This is a genomic window from Cobetia sp. 5-11-6-3 (assembly GCF_013374055.1).
Lineage (GTDB): Bacteria > Pseudomonadota > Gammaproteobacteria > Pseudomonadales > Halomonadaceae > Cobetia > Cobetia marina.
The window spans coordinates 737762-753638 of record NZ_BLWJ01000001.1 but is presented as its reverse complement, the minus strand read 5'-3'; the positions used below and the strand labels follow the sequence as shown (position 1 = coordinate 753638).

The 15877-nt window shown below is 59.2% G+C and carries 14 protein-coding genes; 6 read left to right on the top strand and 8 right to left on the bottom strand.

Annotation, left to right across the window (positions count from 1 at the left end; translation table 11 throughout):
* Nucleotides 1-262 precede the first annotated feature (262 nt).
* Nucleotides 263-1174 (top strand): UDP-3-O-acyl-N-acetylglucosamine deacetylase, encoded by a 912-nt coding sequence (gene lpxC, locus HXS66_RS03115; protein WP_065392615.1) that lies wholly within the window; start codon nucleotides 263-265, stop codon nucleotides 1172-1174.
* A gap of 203 nt (nucleotides 1175-1377) precedes the next feature.
* On the opposite strand, the gene HXS66_RS03110 is transcribed toward lpxC, so the two are convergent.
* Nucleotides 1378-1860 (bottom strand): DUF721 domain-containing protein, encoded by a 483-nt coding sequence (locus HXS66_RS03110; protein WP_077371700.1) that lies wholly within the window; start codon nucleotides 1858-1860, stop codon nucleotides 1378-1380.
* A gap of 62 nt (nucleotides 1861-1922) precedes the next feature.
* Between HXS66_RS03110 and HXS66_RS03105 the strand changes: the two genes are divergently transcribed.
* The 4 genes from HXS66_RS03105 to HXS66_RS03090 all read left to right on the top strand — a co-directional run bounded on the left by HXS66_RS03105 (nucleotide 1923) and on the right by HXS66_RS03090 (nucleotide 7638).
* Nucleotides 1923-2303, top strand: a complete 381-nt coding sequence (locus tag HXS66_RS03105; protein WP_127736140.1) for a hypothetical protein — start codon at nucleotides 1923-1925, stop codon at nucleotides 2301-2303.
* Between the two features lie 170 nt (nucleotides 2304-2473).
* On the top strand, nucleotides 2474-5236 hold the full coding sequence (gene secA / locus HXS66_RS03100) for a preprotein translocase subunit SecA (protein WP_176502905.1): 2763 nt from the start codon (nucleotides 2474-2476) through the stop codon (nucleotides 5234-5236).
* 116 nt (nucleotides 5237-5352) lie between these two features.
* Complete coding sequence (gene argJ / locus HXS66_RS03095) at nucleotides 5353-6576, top strand: bifunctional glutamate N-acetyltransferase/amino-acid acetyltransferase ArgJ (RefSeq protein WP_176502821.1); 1224 nt, start codon at nucleotides 5353-5355, stop codon at nucleotides 6574-6576.
* Nucleotides 6577-6684: 108 nt separating this feature from the next.
* Nucleotides 6685-7638 carry a Nudix family hydrolase gene (locus tag HXS66_RS03090; protein ID WP_077371708.1) on the top strand — a complete coding sequence of 318 codons (954 nt, stop codon included), beginning with the start codon at nucleotides 6685-6687 and terminating at the stop codon, nucleotides 7636-7638.
* A gap of 128 nt (nucleotides 7639-7766) precedes the next feature.
* Here the strand turns inward: HXS66_RS03090 and yacG are convergent, their stop codons facing one another.
* The 5 genes from yacG to pilB form a co-directional block, all read right to left on the bottom strand.
* Entirely contained in the window at nucleotides 7767-8012 is a 246-nt protein-coding gene (gene yacG, locus HXS66_RS03085; protein WP_141392184.1) for a DNA gyrase inhibitor YacG, read from the bottom strand.
* Nucleotides 8005-8652, bottom strand: a complete 648-nt coding sequence (coaE, locus tag HXS66_RS03080; protein ID WP_176502820.1) for a dephospho-CoA kinase — start codon at nucleotides 8650-8652, stop codon at nucleotides 8005-8007. Before coaE ends, yacG begins: the two co-directional genes overlap by 8 nt.
* Nucleotides 8652-9512, bottom strand: coding sequence for an A24 family peptidase (locus tag HXS66_RS03075; protein WP_077371717.1), 861 nt, complete (start codon nucleotides 9510-9512; stop codon nucleotides 8652-8654). The genes coaE and HXS66_RS03075 overlap by 1 nt, the downstream gene beginning before the upstream one ends.
* A gap of 99 nt (nucleotides 9513-9611) precedes the next feature.
* The gene (locus tag HXS66_RS03070; protein WP_136938322.1) at nucleotides 9612-10850 is read right to left on the bottom strand and encodes a type II secretion system F family protein; all 1239 of its coding nucleotides are present in this window, start codon (nucleotides 10848-10850) and stop codon (nucleotides 9612-9614) included.
* 245 nt (nucleotides 10851-11095) lie between these two features.
* Nucleotides 11096-12832, bottom strand: a complete 1737-nt coding sequence (pilB, locus tag HXS66_RS03065) for a type IV-A pilus assembly ATPase PilB (RefSeq protein ID WP_176502819.1) — start codon at nucleotides 12830-12832, stop codon at nucleotides 11096-11098.
* Between the two features lie 763 nt (nucleotides 12833-13595).
* Between pilB and HXS66_RS03060 the strand changes: the two genes are divergently transcribed.
* The gene (locus HXS66_RS03060; protein ID WP_176502818.1) at nucleotides 13596-14096 is read left to right on the top strand and encodes a pilin; all 501 of its coding nucleotides are present in this window, start codon (nucleotides 13596-13598) and stop codon (nucleotides 14094-14096) included.
* A 47-nt stretch (nucleotides 14097-14143) separates the two neighbouring features.
* Here HXS66_RS03060 and HXS66_RS03055 read toward each other — a convergent pair whose 3' ends face one another.
* Both HXS66_RS03055 and HXS66_RS03050 read right to left on the bottom strand, forming a co-directional pair.
* On the bottom strand, nucleotides 14144-14446 hold the full coding sequence (locus HXS66_RS03055) for a hypothetical protein (RefSeq protein ID WP_077371726.1): 303 nt from the start codon (nucleotides 14444-14446) through the stop codon (nucleotides 14144-14146).
* Nucleotides 14447-14570: 124 nt separating this feature from the next.
* Nucleotides 14571-15851 carry a cation diffusion facilitator family transporter gene (locus HXS66_RS03050; protein ID WP_176502817.1) on the bottom strand — a complete coding sequence of 427 codons (1281 nt, stop codon included), beginning with the start codon at nucleotides 15849-15851 and terminating at the stop codon, nucleotides 14571-14573.
* Nucleotides 15852-15877: the final 26 nt, after the last annotated feature.

Below are 15877 nucleotides of genomic sequence, written 5' to 3'. Positions count from 1 at the left end.
CACGGCGGTTGCCTGCGTAAGAGAGGGAGGAACCTGGCAGTTCTTGCACATTGATTATCGATTGATGTCGCTGAGAGTGAGAACTGTTTTGGGTTTGCGCGTTCATAGTCAACATGGCTCCAGTCAGCATCTTGAAGGGTTGAATGGTGCCCCCGTGGCAATGTTGAATTTCCCTATCAGCGGTAGGTGACAATTTGTTGAATACCTGCTTTGCTGTTATCATGAACACTGTTTCCAAATTCAGGCTGACTGGCTATCTCCTATGATTCGACAAAAAACGCTTCAGAATACGATCCGCGCAACAGGCGTTGGTCTGCACTCCGGTGACAAGGTCTATCTGACCCTGCGCCCGGCTCCGGTCAACACGGGAATCGTCTTCGTGCGTACCGACCTCGAGCCGCATGCACACATCCGTGCCGATGCCACGGGCGTGCGTGACACCACCATGTGTACTGCCGTTTCCAATGGTCAGGACAAGGTGATGACTGTCGAGCACCTGATGTCCGCCTTCGCCGGTCTCGGGATCGACAACTGCTTCGTCGAGCTCTCCGCGCAGGAAGTGCCGATCATGGACGGCAGCGCCGGTCCGTTCGTCTTCCTTATCCAGTCCGCTGGTATCCAGGAGCAGTCCGCGCTCAAGAAGTTCATCCGCATCAAGCGCGAGATCGAAGTGCGTGATGGCGACAAGGTCGCGACCTTCCTGCCGCACAACGGCTTCAAGGTGTCCTTCACCATCGACTTCGATCACCCGGTGTTCGAGCAGCAGAAGCAGACCACCACGGTCGACTTCTCCACGACCTCCTTCGTCAAGGAAGTGTCTCGCGCTCGTACTTTCGGTTTCATGCGTGATCTTGAATTCCTGCGCTCCCAGAACCTCGCGCTGGGCGGCAGCCTCGACAACGCCATCGTGGTGGATGATTACCGCATCCTCAACGACGAAGGTCTGCGTTATGACGATGAGTTCGTCAAGCACAAGGTGCTGGATGCCATCGGCGACCTGTATCAGCTGGGCCACAGCCTGATCGGGGAATTCCGTGGCTACAAGTCAGGCCACGGCCTGAACAACCTGCTGTGCCGTGCCCTGCTCGAGAATGCAGACAGCTACGAGATCGTGACCTTCGACAATGCCGAAGCGATGCCGATTTCCTACGCCTCACCGGCACTTGCCGTCTGATCACGAGATGGTGACAAGCACGACCTGAAGAAAGTTGACTGTGACCTAGCCCGTCCAGCCTGATGTCAGACTTCGGTCCTTGCCAGCCGAAGCATGGAAACGATCACAAGCGCGCCGCCCTCATGGGCGGCGCGCTTGTTTGTCTTCATGAAATAGCGCCGGCGCGACGGTCGCCCGCAAGAGAGAGGGATGTCGCACAACCATCAATCGTCGCCAGACGGGGTGTCCTGCAGATCATCAGCATGTGCTGCCAGACGCTCAAGCGAGCGGCGCAGGTGTTCATCCCGGGTGTGGGAGGCACAGTCCAACAGATGCTCCGCTGCCGCAGCAGGGAGATGCCTGGGCTGTTGAGCCGGTACGAAGACTGGACGAACGGGGCGGACCTTGAAGTTGAGGCGCGTGAGTGCTGCAAGCTCGGGGATCTCGCGCAGGACGCTGATCAGCCTGCGCTGCTCATAACGTAGCCAGGTCAGCCAGGAGGCACGATTGGTGATCAGTGTCAGGGTTCCTTCGTGATAGCCCCCGACGAAGACCTGCTCCTGCATGTCCGTGGGCAGGGCCTCACGCAGATGCCACTGGGCCTGCTCCAGCATTCGCGCCTGGCGCATGACGTTGCCAAGCTGGCCCTTGCCGTTCAAGAGGCGCGCCGCGGGCTGGGCGCGGAAACGCTTAGCCTTTATACTCATGGGCTTGCATGCCGGTTCAGTGGTTTCCGGCAATCTATCATGAGCAGGAGTCCGGCAACAGCATGAGCCATGACGACGCCATAGCACGCTCGAGACCGTTGCCGGCTTCCGGTAGCGGCAGCGCGCGTCGCTGGTCGGTGCGCACGGCACCGCGCTGGCTGCTGGCCGGCCTGCTGATCAGCTGTCTGTTCCCCGCTGGCTTGAGCGCCGCGCAGGTCGAGCGCGTCAATCTGACCCTGGCCAGCATCCAATTGCTGGCGCCGGGCGTGATTCGCGCCGAGAGCCGCCGTCAGAGCCTGCGTTCACTGCGCCGACTCATCCGTCCCGGTGCTCAGAGAAGTCCCAATCTTTCGCGTCAACGACGCTTTGTCTCCTGTGCTCGCGTACTGCTGCGCGGATTGGCGAATGCCATGTCCCCGCGCGCACCACCTCTGGTGTCCTGAGAGAATCTGTCCGTCACCTGGCCCTCGGCGCCGGTGATGGTGATGTCGTTTCCTTTTCGCGTGTGCCGTTTGCCAGTTGCCATCTGCGGGATGCTTCTGGCGCGTGAAGCGCACGCGTATATCTCAAGATTCTAGAAGGCGTGCTCACCGGGCACGGACAGGGATAGATGATGCTGGGTAAATTTCTGACCAAGGTAGTGGGCTCCAAGAACGACCGTGAGGTGAAGCGACTGCGCAAGCGGGTCAATGCCGTCAATGCCCTCGAGGAAAGTCTCGAATCACTGTCGGATGAGGCGCTGACGGGCAAGACGGCTGAATTCCGTGAGCGCCTTGCGCAAGGCGAGAACCTCGACAAGCTGTTGCCGGAGGCCTTCGCCACCGTGCGTGAGGCCAGCAAGCGCATCATGGGCATGCGTCACTTCGATACCCAGATGGTAGGCGGCATCGCGCTGCATGAAGGGCGCATCGCCGAGATGAAGACAGGCGAAGGCAAGACGCTGGTGGGGACACTCGCCGTTTACCTGAATGCCCTGGCTGGTGAAGGCGTTCACGTGGTGACGGTCAATGATTACCTGGCCACGCGTGATGCCAACTGGATGCGTCCGCTGTATGAATTCCTCGGGCTGAGCGTGGGCGTCATCTTCTCCGGCCAGAACAACGAGGACAAGCGTGCCGCCTACCAGGCCGACATCACCTACGGCACCAACAACGAATACGGTTTCGATTACCTGCGCGACAACATGGCATTCGCGCTGGAAGACAAGGTCCAGCGCAAGCTGCACTACGCCATCATCGATGAGGTCGACTCCATCCTGATCGATGAGGCGCGCACGCCGCTGATCATCTCCGGTCCGGTGGAGGAGAATACCGACCTCTACAAGATCATCGATCGCATGGCGCGTGAGCTCGTGCAATGCACCGACGAAGAAGATCCGGAGAGTGGCGATTTCACTCTCGATGAGAAGCAGAAGCAGGTCGAGCTGACCGAGCAGGGCCATCAGAAGGTCGAGTCACTGCTGCGTGCCCAGGAATTGCTCGGCGAGGAAGACTCTCTTTACGCCGCCCAGAACCTGAGTCTGCTGCATCATGTGCACTCCGCGCTGCGTGCCCAGAATCTGTTCGTGCGGGACGTCGACTACATCGTCCACAACGGCGAGGTGGTGATCGTCGACGAGCATACCGGCCGCACCATGGTGGGTCGTCGTTGGTCCGAGGGTCTGCATCAGGCCGTCGAGGCCAAGGAAGGCGTGGCGATCCAGAAGGAAAGCCAGACGCTGGCCTCGACCACCTTCCAGAACTACTTCCGTCTCTACGAGAAGCTGGCCGGCATGACCGGTACCGCCGATACCGAGGCCTTCGAATTCCGTCAGATCTACAACCTCGACGTGATGGTGATCCCCACCAACAAGCCCATCGCGCGCAAGGACATGAATGATCTGGTCTATCTGACCGCGGAAGAGAAGTTCAACGCCATCATCGAGGATGCCCGCGAGAAGGTCGCCGAAGGCCGTCCGGTGCTGGTCGGTACGGCGTCAGTCGAGACCTCCGAACTGCTGTCCCAGATGATGCACAAGGCTGGCGTGAAGCATCACGTCCTGAATGCCAAGCAACACGTCAGTGAGGCTGCCATCATCGCCCAGGCGGGTCGTCCGGGCGCGGTGACCATCGCGACCAACATGGCCGGTCGTGGTACCGACATCATGCTGGGCGGCAACTGGGAAGCCGAGCTTGCCGAGCTGGAAGCGCCGACCGAAGAGCAGATCAACGAGATCAAGCATGGCTGGCAGGAGCGTCACGAAGCCGTGCTGGCGGCGGGCGGTCTGCACGTGATCGGCTCCGAGCGTCACGAATCGCGTCGTATCGACAACCAGCTGCGCGGTCGTGCCGGTCGCCAGGGTGACCCAGGCTCCACGCGCTTCTTCCTGTCGCTGGAAGACAGCCTGATGCGCCTGTTCGGCTCCGATCGCGTTCAGCGCCTCATGGGCGCGCTGGGGCTCGAGAAGGGCGAAGCCATCGAGCACAAGATGGTCTCCAATGCCGTCGAGCGCGCGCAGAAGAAGGTCGAGGGCCGCAACTTCGATGTGCGCAAGCAGCTGCTTGAGTACGATGATGTCGCCAACGATCAGCGCAGCGTGATCTACGAGCAGCGCAACGACATTCTGGAAGCCGACGAGATCGCCGAGAACATCGCCGGCATCCGCCGTGAAGTGCTGGACGACGCCATCTCCATGCGCGTGCCGCCGCAGAGCCTGCCGGAGCAGTGGGATCTTCCGGGGCTCGAGAATGACCTCAAGACGGACTTCAACCTCGACCTGCCGCTCATGCAATGGGCGGAAGAGGATGAGCACTTCCATGAAGAGACTCTGCGCGAACGACTGCAGACGGCACACGAGGAACTCTATGCCGGCAAGGTAGAGGCTGTCGGTCCCGAGCTGATGCGCCGCTTCGAGAAGCAGGTCATGCTGCAGGTGCTCGATACGCGTTGGAAAGAGCATCTGCAGGCGATGGACAACCTGCGGCGCGGTATCCACCTGCGTGGCTACGCTCAGAAGAATCCCAAGCAGGAATACAAGCGCGAGGCGTTCGAACAGTTCCAGTCATTGCTGGTCAACATCAAGGCTGACGTGGTGCGCATTCTGAGTCACGTCCAGGTACGTCGTCAGGAAGAGGTCGACACGCTGGAAGAGGAGCGGCGTGCCAATCTCGAGCGCGAGCAGGCCAGTGCCGAGACGCGTCGCGTGGAAGATGACACCGTCAGCGATGAGAGCGTTCAGGCTGCCGAGGAGATCGTCGAGGCGCAGTACGGTGCGGCACCGCAGGCGCAGGGCGATAATGAGCCGATGCGCCGTGATGTCCCCAAGGTTGGCCGCAATGATCCGTGCCCCTGCGGTTCCGGCAAGAAGTACAAGCAGTGCCATGGCAAGCTGAGCTGAGATTTTCAGCGTTGAGCATAGCTTTTCAGTATTGAGCATCGAATGCATCGCGGAGCAGCACCGTCTGTCCCGCGATGCCGTGTAGTGACAGGACAACGCGACTGGAGACGTGAACGATGGCGGTAGGGCCTTCCACTTTCCCCGCAGACATGCCGGAAATTTCCGGCCTGCAGATCGGGGTTGCTGAAGCCGGTATCAAGAAGCCGGGGCGACGTGATCTGGTGATCATGGCGCTCGATGCAGGATCGCGTCTCGCGGGAACCTTCACGCGCAATGCCTTCTGTGCGGCACCGGTGCATGTCGCGCGTCGGCATCTCAAGGCCGAGATCGATGGGCCGCGCTATCTGGTGATCAACACCGGCAACGCCAACGCGGGGACAGGTGAGCAGGGCATGACAGACGCGCTTGCTACCTGTGAGTTCCTGGCCGATGTCGCGGGTTGTGATGCACAGGCCGTTCTGCCGTTCTCCACCGGCGTGATCGGTGAGCCCTTGCCGATGGATCGTCTGACCGGCGCACTGCCGACGGCCTTCGCGGCATTGGGCAAGGGGAATTGGTCCGACGCGGCACACGGCATCATGACCACCGATACCCGGCCCAAGGGCAGCTGGCGTAGCGTGACGCTGGCCAATGGCGAGTGTGTCACCATTGCCGGGGTTTCCAAGGGCTCTGGCATGATCTGCCCCAACATGGCGACCATGCTGGGCTTCGTGGCCACTGACGCGGATCTCGGCATCGATCAGTCTGCGCTGGATGAGATGCTGCGCCGGGTCGTGGTCAGAAGCTTCAACAGCATCACGGTGGATTCCGATACCTCGACCAATGATGCGTGCATGCTGGCTGTCACGGCCAGGGCCGCTCGGGTCGAGGGTGAGGATCTGGTCGCCTTCGAGGCTGCGCTGGCCGACGTCATGCTCGAGCTGGCGCAGGCCATCATCCGTGATGGTGAAGGGGCGACCAAGTTCGTCACCCTCGAGGTGGAGGAAGCGCGCTCCGTGGAAGAGGCGCGTGCGGTCGGCTTCACCGTGGCTCACTCGCCACTGGTCAAGACGGCTCTCTACGCCAGTGATGCCAACTGGGGACGAATTCTGGCGGCCGTCGGACGGGCGCCGTTGGAAAATCTTGAGGTTGACGGCGTTGCGATCACGCTCAACGGCGTGAGCATCGTCGAGCAGGGCGGACGAGCCGCCAGCTATACCGAGGCTGCCGGCAGTGCTGCCATGGCCGAGGAAGAGCTGGTGATCGGTATCCGCCTGGGGCGTGGCCAGCAGAAGGCGCGTATCTGGACATCGGATCTGTCCCACGATTACGTCTCGATCAATGCCGATTATCGTAGCTGATGCCTGAGGGCAGAGGCTTACGCTGAAACGGTAATGCAACATCTCCCGCAGGCTTCGCCTCATCAGGGTGGAGTCGGATGTACAACGCGAGTCAAAGGTACAGGCATCATGCCGAAGCGAAGGGTTCACGTGGCGGCTGCCGCCATCTTAAACGAACAGGGCCAGGTCCTGATTGCACGCCGTCCCTCGACGGTGGATCAGGGCGGCTTATGGGAGTTTCCGGGTGGCAAGCTGGCGCCCTACGAAACCGGTCTGGAAGCGCTCAAGCGTGAGCTGTGCGAAGAGCTGGGTGTCGAGATCACGCGTGCTCAGCCGCTGATCCGCATTCATCACGAATACCCGGACAAGCATATCCTGCTGGACGTGTGGGAAACGCGTCAGTTCAATGGCGAGCCCTTTGGCCGCGAAGGGCAGGCAGTGCGTTGGGTCGAGATCGAGGACCTTTACAAATATGCCTTCCCGGCTGCGAATCTGCCGATTCTGCGCGCGGTCTCGCTGCCACGCGAGTATCTGATCACGCCGGAAGAGGCTGATGAGGGAATCTTCGAGACACGCTTGATCCGTGCATTGGATGAAGATGGCGTGCGCCTGGTACAGCTGCGTGCCAAGGAACTCGATGAGGCGGCGTACATTGCCCGGGCCGAGAAGGCGCTGGCGATCTGTCATGCACGTGGTGCGCGTCTGTTGCTCAATGCCGAGCCTTCCATGCTCGACAAGGTCGATGCGGACGGTATCCACCTGACCAGCGTGCGTCTGGCGGAGCTGGCAGAGAAGGGCGAGCGTCCGATCGCAGCCAACAAGTGGTTGTCCGCCTCGACGCATGATCAGGCACAGCTGGATCAGGCGGGACGGGTGACCTGTGATTTCGTCAGCCTTTCACCGCTGCGTGTCACGCCTTCCCATCCTGAGCGTGCGCCACTGGGGTGGCATGACTTCCAGGAGCTGGTCGAGCAGGCCTGCATGCCGGTCTATGCCCTTGGGGGGATGTCGCGCTATGACAGTGACCATGCGCGCGCCGTCGGCGCCCAGGGTATCGCATCGATCCGTGACTTCTGGAAGTGATGATCGCGCGTTGATGGCAGTTGCCTGAACGAAAAAGACCCTCGAGGCCAGCCTCGAGGGTCTTTTTTTGGCGAGCATCTTGAGCGTCGAGCTTGAGCCAGTCTGAACCAGCAGGGCTCTCTCGAGCGCTACTGCTGATTCATGTCGCGCTCCATGCGTGCCACCATCTCGTCGATGCTGGTCTCGTCCATGGCCGGCTCGCCGGCGATGCTGTGGGACTCATCAGCCCAGGCGCCGAGGTCCAGTAGCTGGCAGCGCTTGCTGCAGAAGGGGCGGAATTCGCTGGCGGCGCTCCAGGCCACGGGGGTTCGACATTGCGGGCAGGCAACGGACAAGGGCGCCTTGTGGGGCTGTGAGGACGCGGAGTCAGACATCGGGAAGCTCCTGAAATGATGCAGTGGAGGCGGCCAACGAGCGATAGCGGACATCCAAGGCCGCGACCTGCTCACGCAAGCTCGCCTGATTGCCGTTATTGTCGATGACATCGTCGGCCTTGGCCAGTCGTGTCTCGCGCGGCAGCTGGGCCGCGAGGATGGCGCATACCTGCGCTTCGCTGACGCCATCGCGGCTCAGCGTGCGCGCCAGCTGAACATCCTGGCTGACATCCACCACCAGGGTGCGTGAGACGAGGCTGTCCTGGCCGGACTCGAACAGCAGGGGAGAGACCAGTAGACGGTAGGGGCTGGTCATGGCCGCCAGGTGTTGCACGATGCGCTCCCGGATACGCGGATGGGTGCAGCGCTCCAGCCATTGACGCTCCTCGGGGGCAGCAAAGATCCGCTCGCGCAGCGCGGCGCGATCAAGCTCGCCCTGCGCCGTGACGATCGACTCGCCGAAGTGGGCGATGATCTCGGCCAGTGCGGTTTCGCCGGGACGCACGATCTCGCGCGCGACATCATCGGCGTCCACCCACTGGATGCCGAGCTCTCCGAACATCCGTGCCACACTGGATTTTCCGCTTCCGATACCGCCCGTCACCCCGATGATGGGGCCTTGATTGAACGCAGTCGTCATCAGGCACCTATCACGCTGAGGTAGAGGCTCATCAGCGGGGTGCCGAACAACAGCGCGATCCAGCCTGCCACGGCCAGATAAGGGCCGAATGGCATGGGGGCTCCCCGCAGGCGCGGCACCAGCAGTTGCAACAGGATGCCGAGTACTGCGCCGAGTCCCGCAGAGAGGATCAACAGCAGTGGCAACCACTGCCAGCCCAGCCAGGCGCCCAGTGCCGCCAACAGCTTGAAATCGCCATAGCCCATGCCTTCCTTGCCAGTCACCAGCTTGAACAGCCAGTAGAAGCTCCACAGCACCAGATAGCCGGCCATGGCACCAATCACGGCACTGGGCAGCATCAATGGCTGGAAAAGCAGTTGGTAGGCGAGACCGGCCCACAGCAACGGTAGCGTGATGGCATCAGGCAACAGCTGGGTGCGAAAATCGATCACTGACAACACCAGCAGTGTCAGACAGGCGCCGAAGATCCACAGGCTCTGTGCTTCCAGGCCGTAGATCAACGCGATGGAAGCGCCGAGCGCGCCACCGGCGAGCTCCACCAGTGGATACTGTGCACTGATACGGGTATTGCAGCTCGCGCAGCGGCCGCGGCGTTTCAGCCAGCCGATGACAGGGAGATTGTCATGCCATTTGATTGGGGTGTCGCAGCCAGGGCAGCGTGAGGCAGGCACCAACAGATTGAAGCGTGGCGACGCTTCCGGCTCCAGTTCCAGCGCTTCACGTGCTTCTGCACGCCACTGACGCATCATCATCACCGGCAGGCGTGTGATCACTACATTCAGAAAACTGCCGATCAACAGGCCGAAAATCCCCGAGAGGCAGGCCTGAAGAGCGGGGGAGAGGGAGGCGAGAGAATCCACGGAACATCCTTGTCAGAAAAGCTGGACTGGAAATGAGGCGGCCGCGCCCCTTCGGGTGTCGCGGCCGCCTGTCACGATGAAGCATCTGACCGTGAAGTATCAGATAGCGTTGCCGAGTTCGAAGATCGGCAGATACATCGACACCACCAGCCCGCCAACCAGAGTGCCCAGCACCACGATGATCAGGGGTTCCAGCAGTGAGGTCAGGGCATCGACCTTGTTGTCGACGTCCTCTTCATAGAAGTCGGCCACCTTGTTGAGCATGGCATCCAGAGAGCCGGCTTCTTCTCCGATGGCCACCATCTGCACCGCAAGTGTGGGAAACAGCTGAGTATTGCGCATGGCAAAGTTGAGCTGCTGACCCGTGGAGACATCCTCCTTGATCTGGGCGATGGCGCGTTCATAAACCTTGTTGCCGGAAGCGCCTGCCGCAGTATCCAGTGATTCTACCAGCGGCACGCCAGCCTGAAAGGTGGTGGCGAGAGTGCGTGAATAACGTGCCACGGATGACTTGTCGAGAATATCACCCAGCACCGGTATCTTGAGCATGAAGCGATGCATGGCATAGGCGAACTTGTCGGAGCGCTTCATGCCTTGAGCGACAAGTATGACTGCCAGAATCACGGCGCCCAAAGCGATGTACCAATAATTCTGGGCGTATTCCGACAAAGTGATGGTCAGCTGAGTAAAAGCAGGTAGTTCAGCACCAAAGCCCTGGAACAGGCTCTCGAATTGGGGAACGACCTTGATCAACAGAATCGCCGTTACCCCGATACCCACACCAATGACGGCGATGGGGTAGTAGAGCGCTTTTTTCACGCGAGCCTTGAGGGAATCGATCTTCTCCTTGTAGGTCGCGACGCGGTCCAGCATCTTGTCGAGGGCACCGGCCTGCTCACCTGCGGCGACCAGGTTGGAGAAGAGATTGTCAAAATGTTGCGGGTGCTTGCGTAGTGCTTCCGAGAAGCTGGCGCCCGCACCGACCTGATTCATCAGATCTTCCACCAAGTGTCGCATGCCCGGGCTTTTCATGCTTTCAGCGACGATACCGAAGGCTTGCAGAACGGGGACACCGGCGCGAATCATCGTTGCCATCTGGCGGGCAAACATGGTGACATCCTTGCCGCTGACTTTCTTGCTGCCACCAAACAGGGCGGATTTCTTGCGCAAACGCTTGACGACGATACCCTGGCCGACCAGCGTATTCTTCACCTGGTCGACATTGGCGGACATCAACTCGCCCTTGACCTTTTCACCACGCGAATTCTTGCCCGTCCATTGCCAGGTTTCTATGCCCGCCTTCTTCTTGTCTTTCTTGGCAGTTCTGATCGTCGCCATGTCGGTTGTCATTCCCTGATGAATGAGAGTCCCTGTCTTGACTCGCGAGACTCATGTTACACGTGAGCAGGCCAGTGGCTGCTCCCTCCCTATGCCGCGATTTACACTGCTGGCAGTCAGTGCATGAGTGACCTGCTCATCGCAGGGGGAGGTAATCCATGTTCAATGTGCCTGATGACTGAGCAAAAGTCAGCGCTGGTGAAGATTGTTCACATCGGCGCTGTCAACGCTCCAGCATGTTGTCATCAATCCTTGGTGATACGGTTGACTTCTTCCAGCGAGGTCATGCCCGCCATGACCTTGCGCAGGCCGCTGCGACGTAGATCCGACAACCCTTCCTTGCGCGCCTGGTCTGCCAGTTCTATCGCGGTGCCTTCCCGCATGATCAAGCGGCTCATCTCATCTGAGATGGGCATCACTTCATAGATGCCGACGCGTCCCTTGTACCCTAGCGTGCATTGGCTGCAACCCGTCGGGCGATAGATGGTGGCATTTTCCAGATCTTCCGCACTGAAGCCATTTTCTGCGCTGAAGCCCATCGAGGCCATGGCTTCCTGGGGGATCTCGGCAGGTTGGCGACAGTGGGGACACAGACGCCGCGCCAGACGTTGCGCGATGATCAAGGAAACCGAGCTTGCGATGTTGAAGGGCGCGATGCCCATGTTGCTGAGGCGCGTCAACGTTTCAGGGGCAGAATTGGTATGTAGGGTCGAGAGCACCAGGTGGCCTGTCTGCGCGGCCTTGACGGCGATTTCCGCGGTTTCCTTGTCCCGAATCTCGCCAACCATCACCACGTCGGGATCCTGGCGCAGGAAGGCGCGCAGTGCCGAGGCGAAATCGAGCCCTATCTTGGGCAATACGTTGACCTGATTGACACCCTCTACCTTGAGCTCGACCGGGTCTTCCGCGGTCGAGATATTGCGCTCAGGCGTGTTGAGGATGTTCAAGCCGGTATAAAGGGTAACGGTCTTGCCGCTACCGGTAGGGCCGGTGACCAGAATCATGCCTTGAGGCTCGGCAAGTGTCTTCTCGAACATGGCACGCTGTTCGGGCTCGAAGCCCAGCGCCTCGATGCCCATCTTGGCGGAACTGGGGTCCAAGATACGTAGTACCAACTTCTCCCCGTAAACGGTTGGCAAGGTGTTGACACGAAAATCGATGGAGCGTGACTTGGACAGGCGCAGTTTGATGGCGCCATCTTGAGGCAGACGTCGCTCGGAGATATCCATGCGTGACATCACCTTCAAGCGCGCCGAGATACGATTGCGCATGTTGAAGGGCGGGCGAGTATTCTCGACCAACATGCCGTCGATACGAAAGCGAATCCGGTACGTGGATTCATAGGGTTCAAAGTGAATGTCCGATGCACCACGCTTGATGGCATCCATCAGTACCTTATGAACGAAGCGCACCACCGGTGCATCATCACTGCTTGCCGTGATAGCCAGATCGTGACTGTTATCTTCCTCGCCTTCGAATTCGAGTCCATCCAGCGCTTCACCTTCTTCGCCGAGCATGTCCATGGCGCTTTCTTCGCCGGCTTCCAGATATTGTTCTAGCGCAGGTGCGAGTTGATCGGCTGCAACCAGCACGCTTTCAATCGACAGGCCGGTGGCAAACTGCAACTCATCAAGATGAGTCAGTGTCGATGGCGAGGGCACGCCAACGGTCAAACGATGTTCGCGTCGATAGAGCGGTAGTACCCCCAGCTTGCGCAGTACCTTCTCCGGTAGCTCATCAATACTCGGTAGGGAATCGATACGTATTGCATCGAGATCCACATAGGGCAGCCCGTATTCCCATGCTGCCACCAAGGTGGCCTCACGTGCCGAGGCCAGGCCATGAGTGATGACATGCAGCAGCAGACTCTCGCCAGCTTCATTGGCCTCCTGCTCAGCCAGCAAGGCAGCTTGAGGCTCCAGCAAGCCTGATTCCACCAGGCGAGCGGCAAATCCCTTCAACGTCTGATCAGTCTGGGGCATGGAAATGTCCTGTGGCGAATCTGGAAGTCTGTCCTGCGGCTCGTGTCGATGAGCGCCGCGATACCTGACAGCCCACAATATTGTTGCAATCTCTTGCCAGCGTGGTGAGTTGCGAGAGTGCTGATGTTGTCTCCAGTGTAGCCTGATTGGCACTTGGCAGAAATGCCGTCACCCTCACTTTACCAGTCCACTCCCGAGCTAGAGGTCTGGAAGCAGCCACCAGCTTCTTCAGGCGACCTCGGTGATGATCGAGCGGTGGTTGGAAGGAGATCACCTGACGGTGCATCTTGAGAGGCTGGATTGAAGGGCAAAAGAGGGAGGGTAACAGGGAAAGATCAAAGCAGGCCCTTGAACGCCGTCTTGTCATCAGGCTGCCATCTAGGAGGGGAAGTCTGATGTAGTCAGGCAGTAGCAGTGAGCGTTGAGCTGCGTTGGCTTGATGAGCAGAAAGAATTTCTTGGTGTTGCTTGCAATGTGACCGAGTGTAATCTATTGTAACTCACAAGCAGCCGTCAGCGCCGCCTTGAAAGCGACTTGCGACATGGCAATGGCACCTGAACTGTGGCTGTGGTATCAATCGTCCCGTCCGGTCGATACCCCGTGATATCAAAATGTTATGCTAACAATGGTGGAATGCTGATACAGAGTCGCAACGCTCGACACGGCATGTCACCCTAAGTAACAATTTGATGTTCAGGGACAGTAACCGGGGTTTCAGGACGTACGACCTGATCTCACTACGCAAAGGCAAGGGAGTCTCACCATGACACGCAAGCAACAGGCAGGTTTCACATTGATCGAGCTGATGATCGTGGTCGCGATCATCGGTATCTTGGCGGCCATCGCTATTCCGCGTTATCAAGATTACACGAAGCGTGCCCACGTTTCTGAAGGTTTGACGCTCGCAGCTCCTTATAAGACAGGGATTACGGAATATTACTCTTCTGAGGGTACTTGGCCTACTACTCTGACTGATATGGGTATTGCTGTTAGCGCGGATGCCGATGGTAATGTGAGTGATACTGAAACTACTGATCCGGGTAATGCTGTGAGTAGTATTGCTATTGCCGATGGTGGTGATACACCTACAGAAGTGACAATTACATATAATTCTAAAGTAGATGATGCTGCCACTATCGTGCTTACACCGGAATCTGGTTCTGGTTCAATTACTTGGACCTGCACTTATGGTGGTGATATGGATCCTGCTTGGGTGCCTACTACATGTCGTGACGATGGCTTGGAAGAAGGTGGGGAATTATAAGTTTATTTGTTAAAAAAACCGCCCTTCGGGGCGGTTTTTTATTGTGCTCAATAAAGCGCTTCTTCCTCCTCTACCACATCCTTCAGTAGTTCCAAAAACAGCTTATCCGCATCGGAATGTTCTGCCGGGTCTTCCGGGATATGAATGCTGGTAGTGTCAGAAATCTCGTTGGCGATGATAGCCAGCACCGCTTGCTCGCTTTTTCCTTGTTCTGCCCCTTCCTTGAGGCGCGCTCGCGCCACCACCAGTGACTGCTCGAGAATCTTCGGGTCTTGCAGCAGCTTGCGAATGAAACCTTTTAGTTCATTGATGATGCGTGTCTTGTGCATTTCGCCGGATGCGTTGCTCATGGCGTGCTCCTTGGGTGTTTGTGTGATCACTGAAGATGGGCAAGGTGACGAACATCATCGTCACTAGTGGGTTCGTTGAGGCACTGCACCGCCGCGCAGACTGCTGTGTATCGCAAAGTGTAACTCACGTTTCGGCGTCTTGGGCACGCGAAATGATGCTGAGTCTTACCGTGCCCAGCCAGCGGATGTCCTTCGCCAGGCGTTGCAGTTCATCGACTGTCGTGTTGCGTGAGGAAGGTGCCAGGTTACATTCGCTGAGCGAAGTGAATGCCTGTTCGGCAACCTCCAATTGGACATCGACATGTGGAGCACTCGAGGGAGCAGAGGGGGGTGTGGTGACATGATTGACATAGTGAAGCATCAGCCCGCTGCGTTCTTGCCATACAGGGTGTGACTGCCAGCAGACATCAAGTGCAGTGATGATCTCGCTGCGCAGCGGCAGTGGCTGCATGGGTGTGGGATGTGTCGTATCCGCCTGGCCGATATGTGAATCGTCTTCGGGGTCGATGTGGTAGAGCACATCGCTGAGCTGGGGGAATTCTGACTTGAGGCGTGCCACGGCGTGATGGCCGATGGCATGACCTTCGGAGACGCTGATGCGTGGCGCGACCAGCAGGTGGACTTCCAGCACGATACGACCGGCGAGCGTGCGACTGCGAAGATCATGTGCGCCACGCACTTCCGGCAATGACAGCAGGCATTCACTCATGGCGCGTTGTTGTTCGCGTGGTAGAGCGGTGTCGATCAATTCCCGTGAGGCTTCCCACGCCAGCGATATGCCGATCTTGCCGACCATCACCGCGACGATGATGGCAGCTATCCCATCCATCCAGCCCGCCCCGAGCTGAGTGCCGATCAAGCCCACCAGCACGGCGACGGTCGAGAGCGCATCGCTGCGTGAGTGCCAGGCATTGGCTTCCAGCAGTCTGGACTTCTGTTTGCGAGCCACCTTGAGCGTTGCACGAAAGATGGCTTCCTTGGCGATCAAGGAAATCACCGCGACGCCGATGCCCAGGGCCCCTGGCAGCGGAATGCTCAGCGTGCCGAATATCAGCTCCCAGCTGCGCAGCACACCTTCCCAGCCGATTGCACCCGCCACGGCGATGAGCAAGCTGCCAAGCACCAGCGTGCCCAGCGTCTCGATGCGTTCATGCCCCCAGGGGTGCGAGCGATCCGGTGCCTGACGGCCGAAGTGAGTGGCCACCAACACGAAGGCATCCGTCACCAGGTCTGACAGTGAATGGATGCCATCGGCCATCAAGGCTTGAGAGCCGACCAGCTTGCCGACGATCAGCTTGGCGATGCCCACCACCCCATCCAGCGCCGCGCCGATCAGGGTGATGCGCTGCGCCTCACGTCTGGCCTGTGCGGCAGAATCTGTCTTCGTCTGAGCGGATGTCGTCATGGGAAGCTCGCGGCAGGCCGGGTGTG

Coding starts and splice junctions, on each gene's coding strand:
- argJ (WP_176502821.1), top strand. CDS start 5,353: ATGGCGGTAGGGCCTTCCACTTTCCCCGCAGACATGCCGGAAATTTCC.
- HXS66_RS03110 (WP_077371700.1), bottom strand. CDS start 1,860: ATGAGTATAAAGGCTAAGCGTTTCCGCGCCCAGCCCGCGGCGCGCCTC.
- HXS66_RS03090 (WP_077371708.1), top strand. CDS start 6,685: ATGCCGAAGCGAAGGGTTCACGTGGCGGCTGCCGCCATCTTAAACGAA.
- lpxC (WP_065392615.1), top strand. CDS start 263: ATGATTCGACAAAAAACGCTTCAGAATACGATCCGCGCAACAGGCGTT.
- HXS66_RS03105 (WP_127736140.1), top strand. CDS start 1,923: ATGAGCCATGACGACGCCATAGCACGCTCGAGACCGTTGCCGGCTTCC.
- HXS66_RS03070 (WP_136938322.1), bottom strand. CDS start 10,850: ATGGCGACGATCAGAACTGCCAAGAAAGACAAGAAGAAGGCGGGCATA.
- yacG (WP_141392184.1), bottom strand. CDS start 8,012: ATGTCTGACTCCGCGTCCTCACAGCCCCACAAGGCGCCCTTGTCCGTT.
- secA (WP_176502905.1), top strand. CDS start 2,474: ATGCTGGGTAAATTTCTGACCAAGGTAGTGGGCTCCAAGAACGACCGT.
- HXS66_RS03055 (WP_077371726.1), bottom strand. CDS start 14,446: ATGAGCAACGCATCCGGCGAAATGCACAAGACACGCATCATCAATGAA.
- HXS66_RS03050 (WP_176502817.1), bottom strand. CDS start 15,851: ATGACGACATCCGCTCAGACGAAGACAGATTCTGCCGCACAGGCCAGA.
- coaE (WP_176502820.1), bottom strand. CDS start 8,652: ATGACGACTGCGTTCAATCAAGGCCCCATCATCGGGGTGACGGGCGGT.
- HXS66_RS03060 (WP_176502818.1), top strand. CDS start 13,596: ATGACACGCAAGCAACAGGCAGGTTTCACATTGATCGAGCTGATGATC.
- pilB (WP_176502819.1), bottom strand. CDS start 12,832: ATGCCCCAGACTGATCAGACGTTGAAGGGATTTGCCGCTCGCCTGGTG.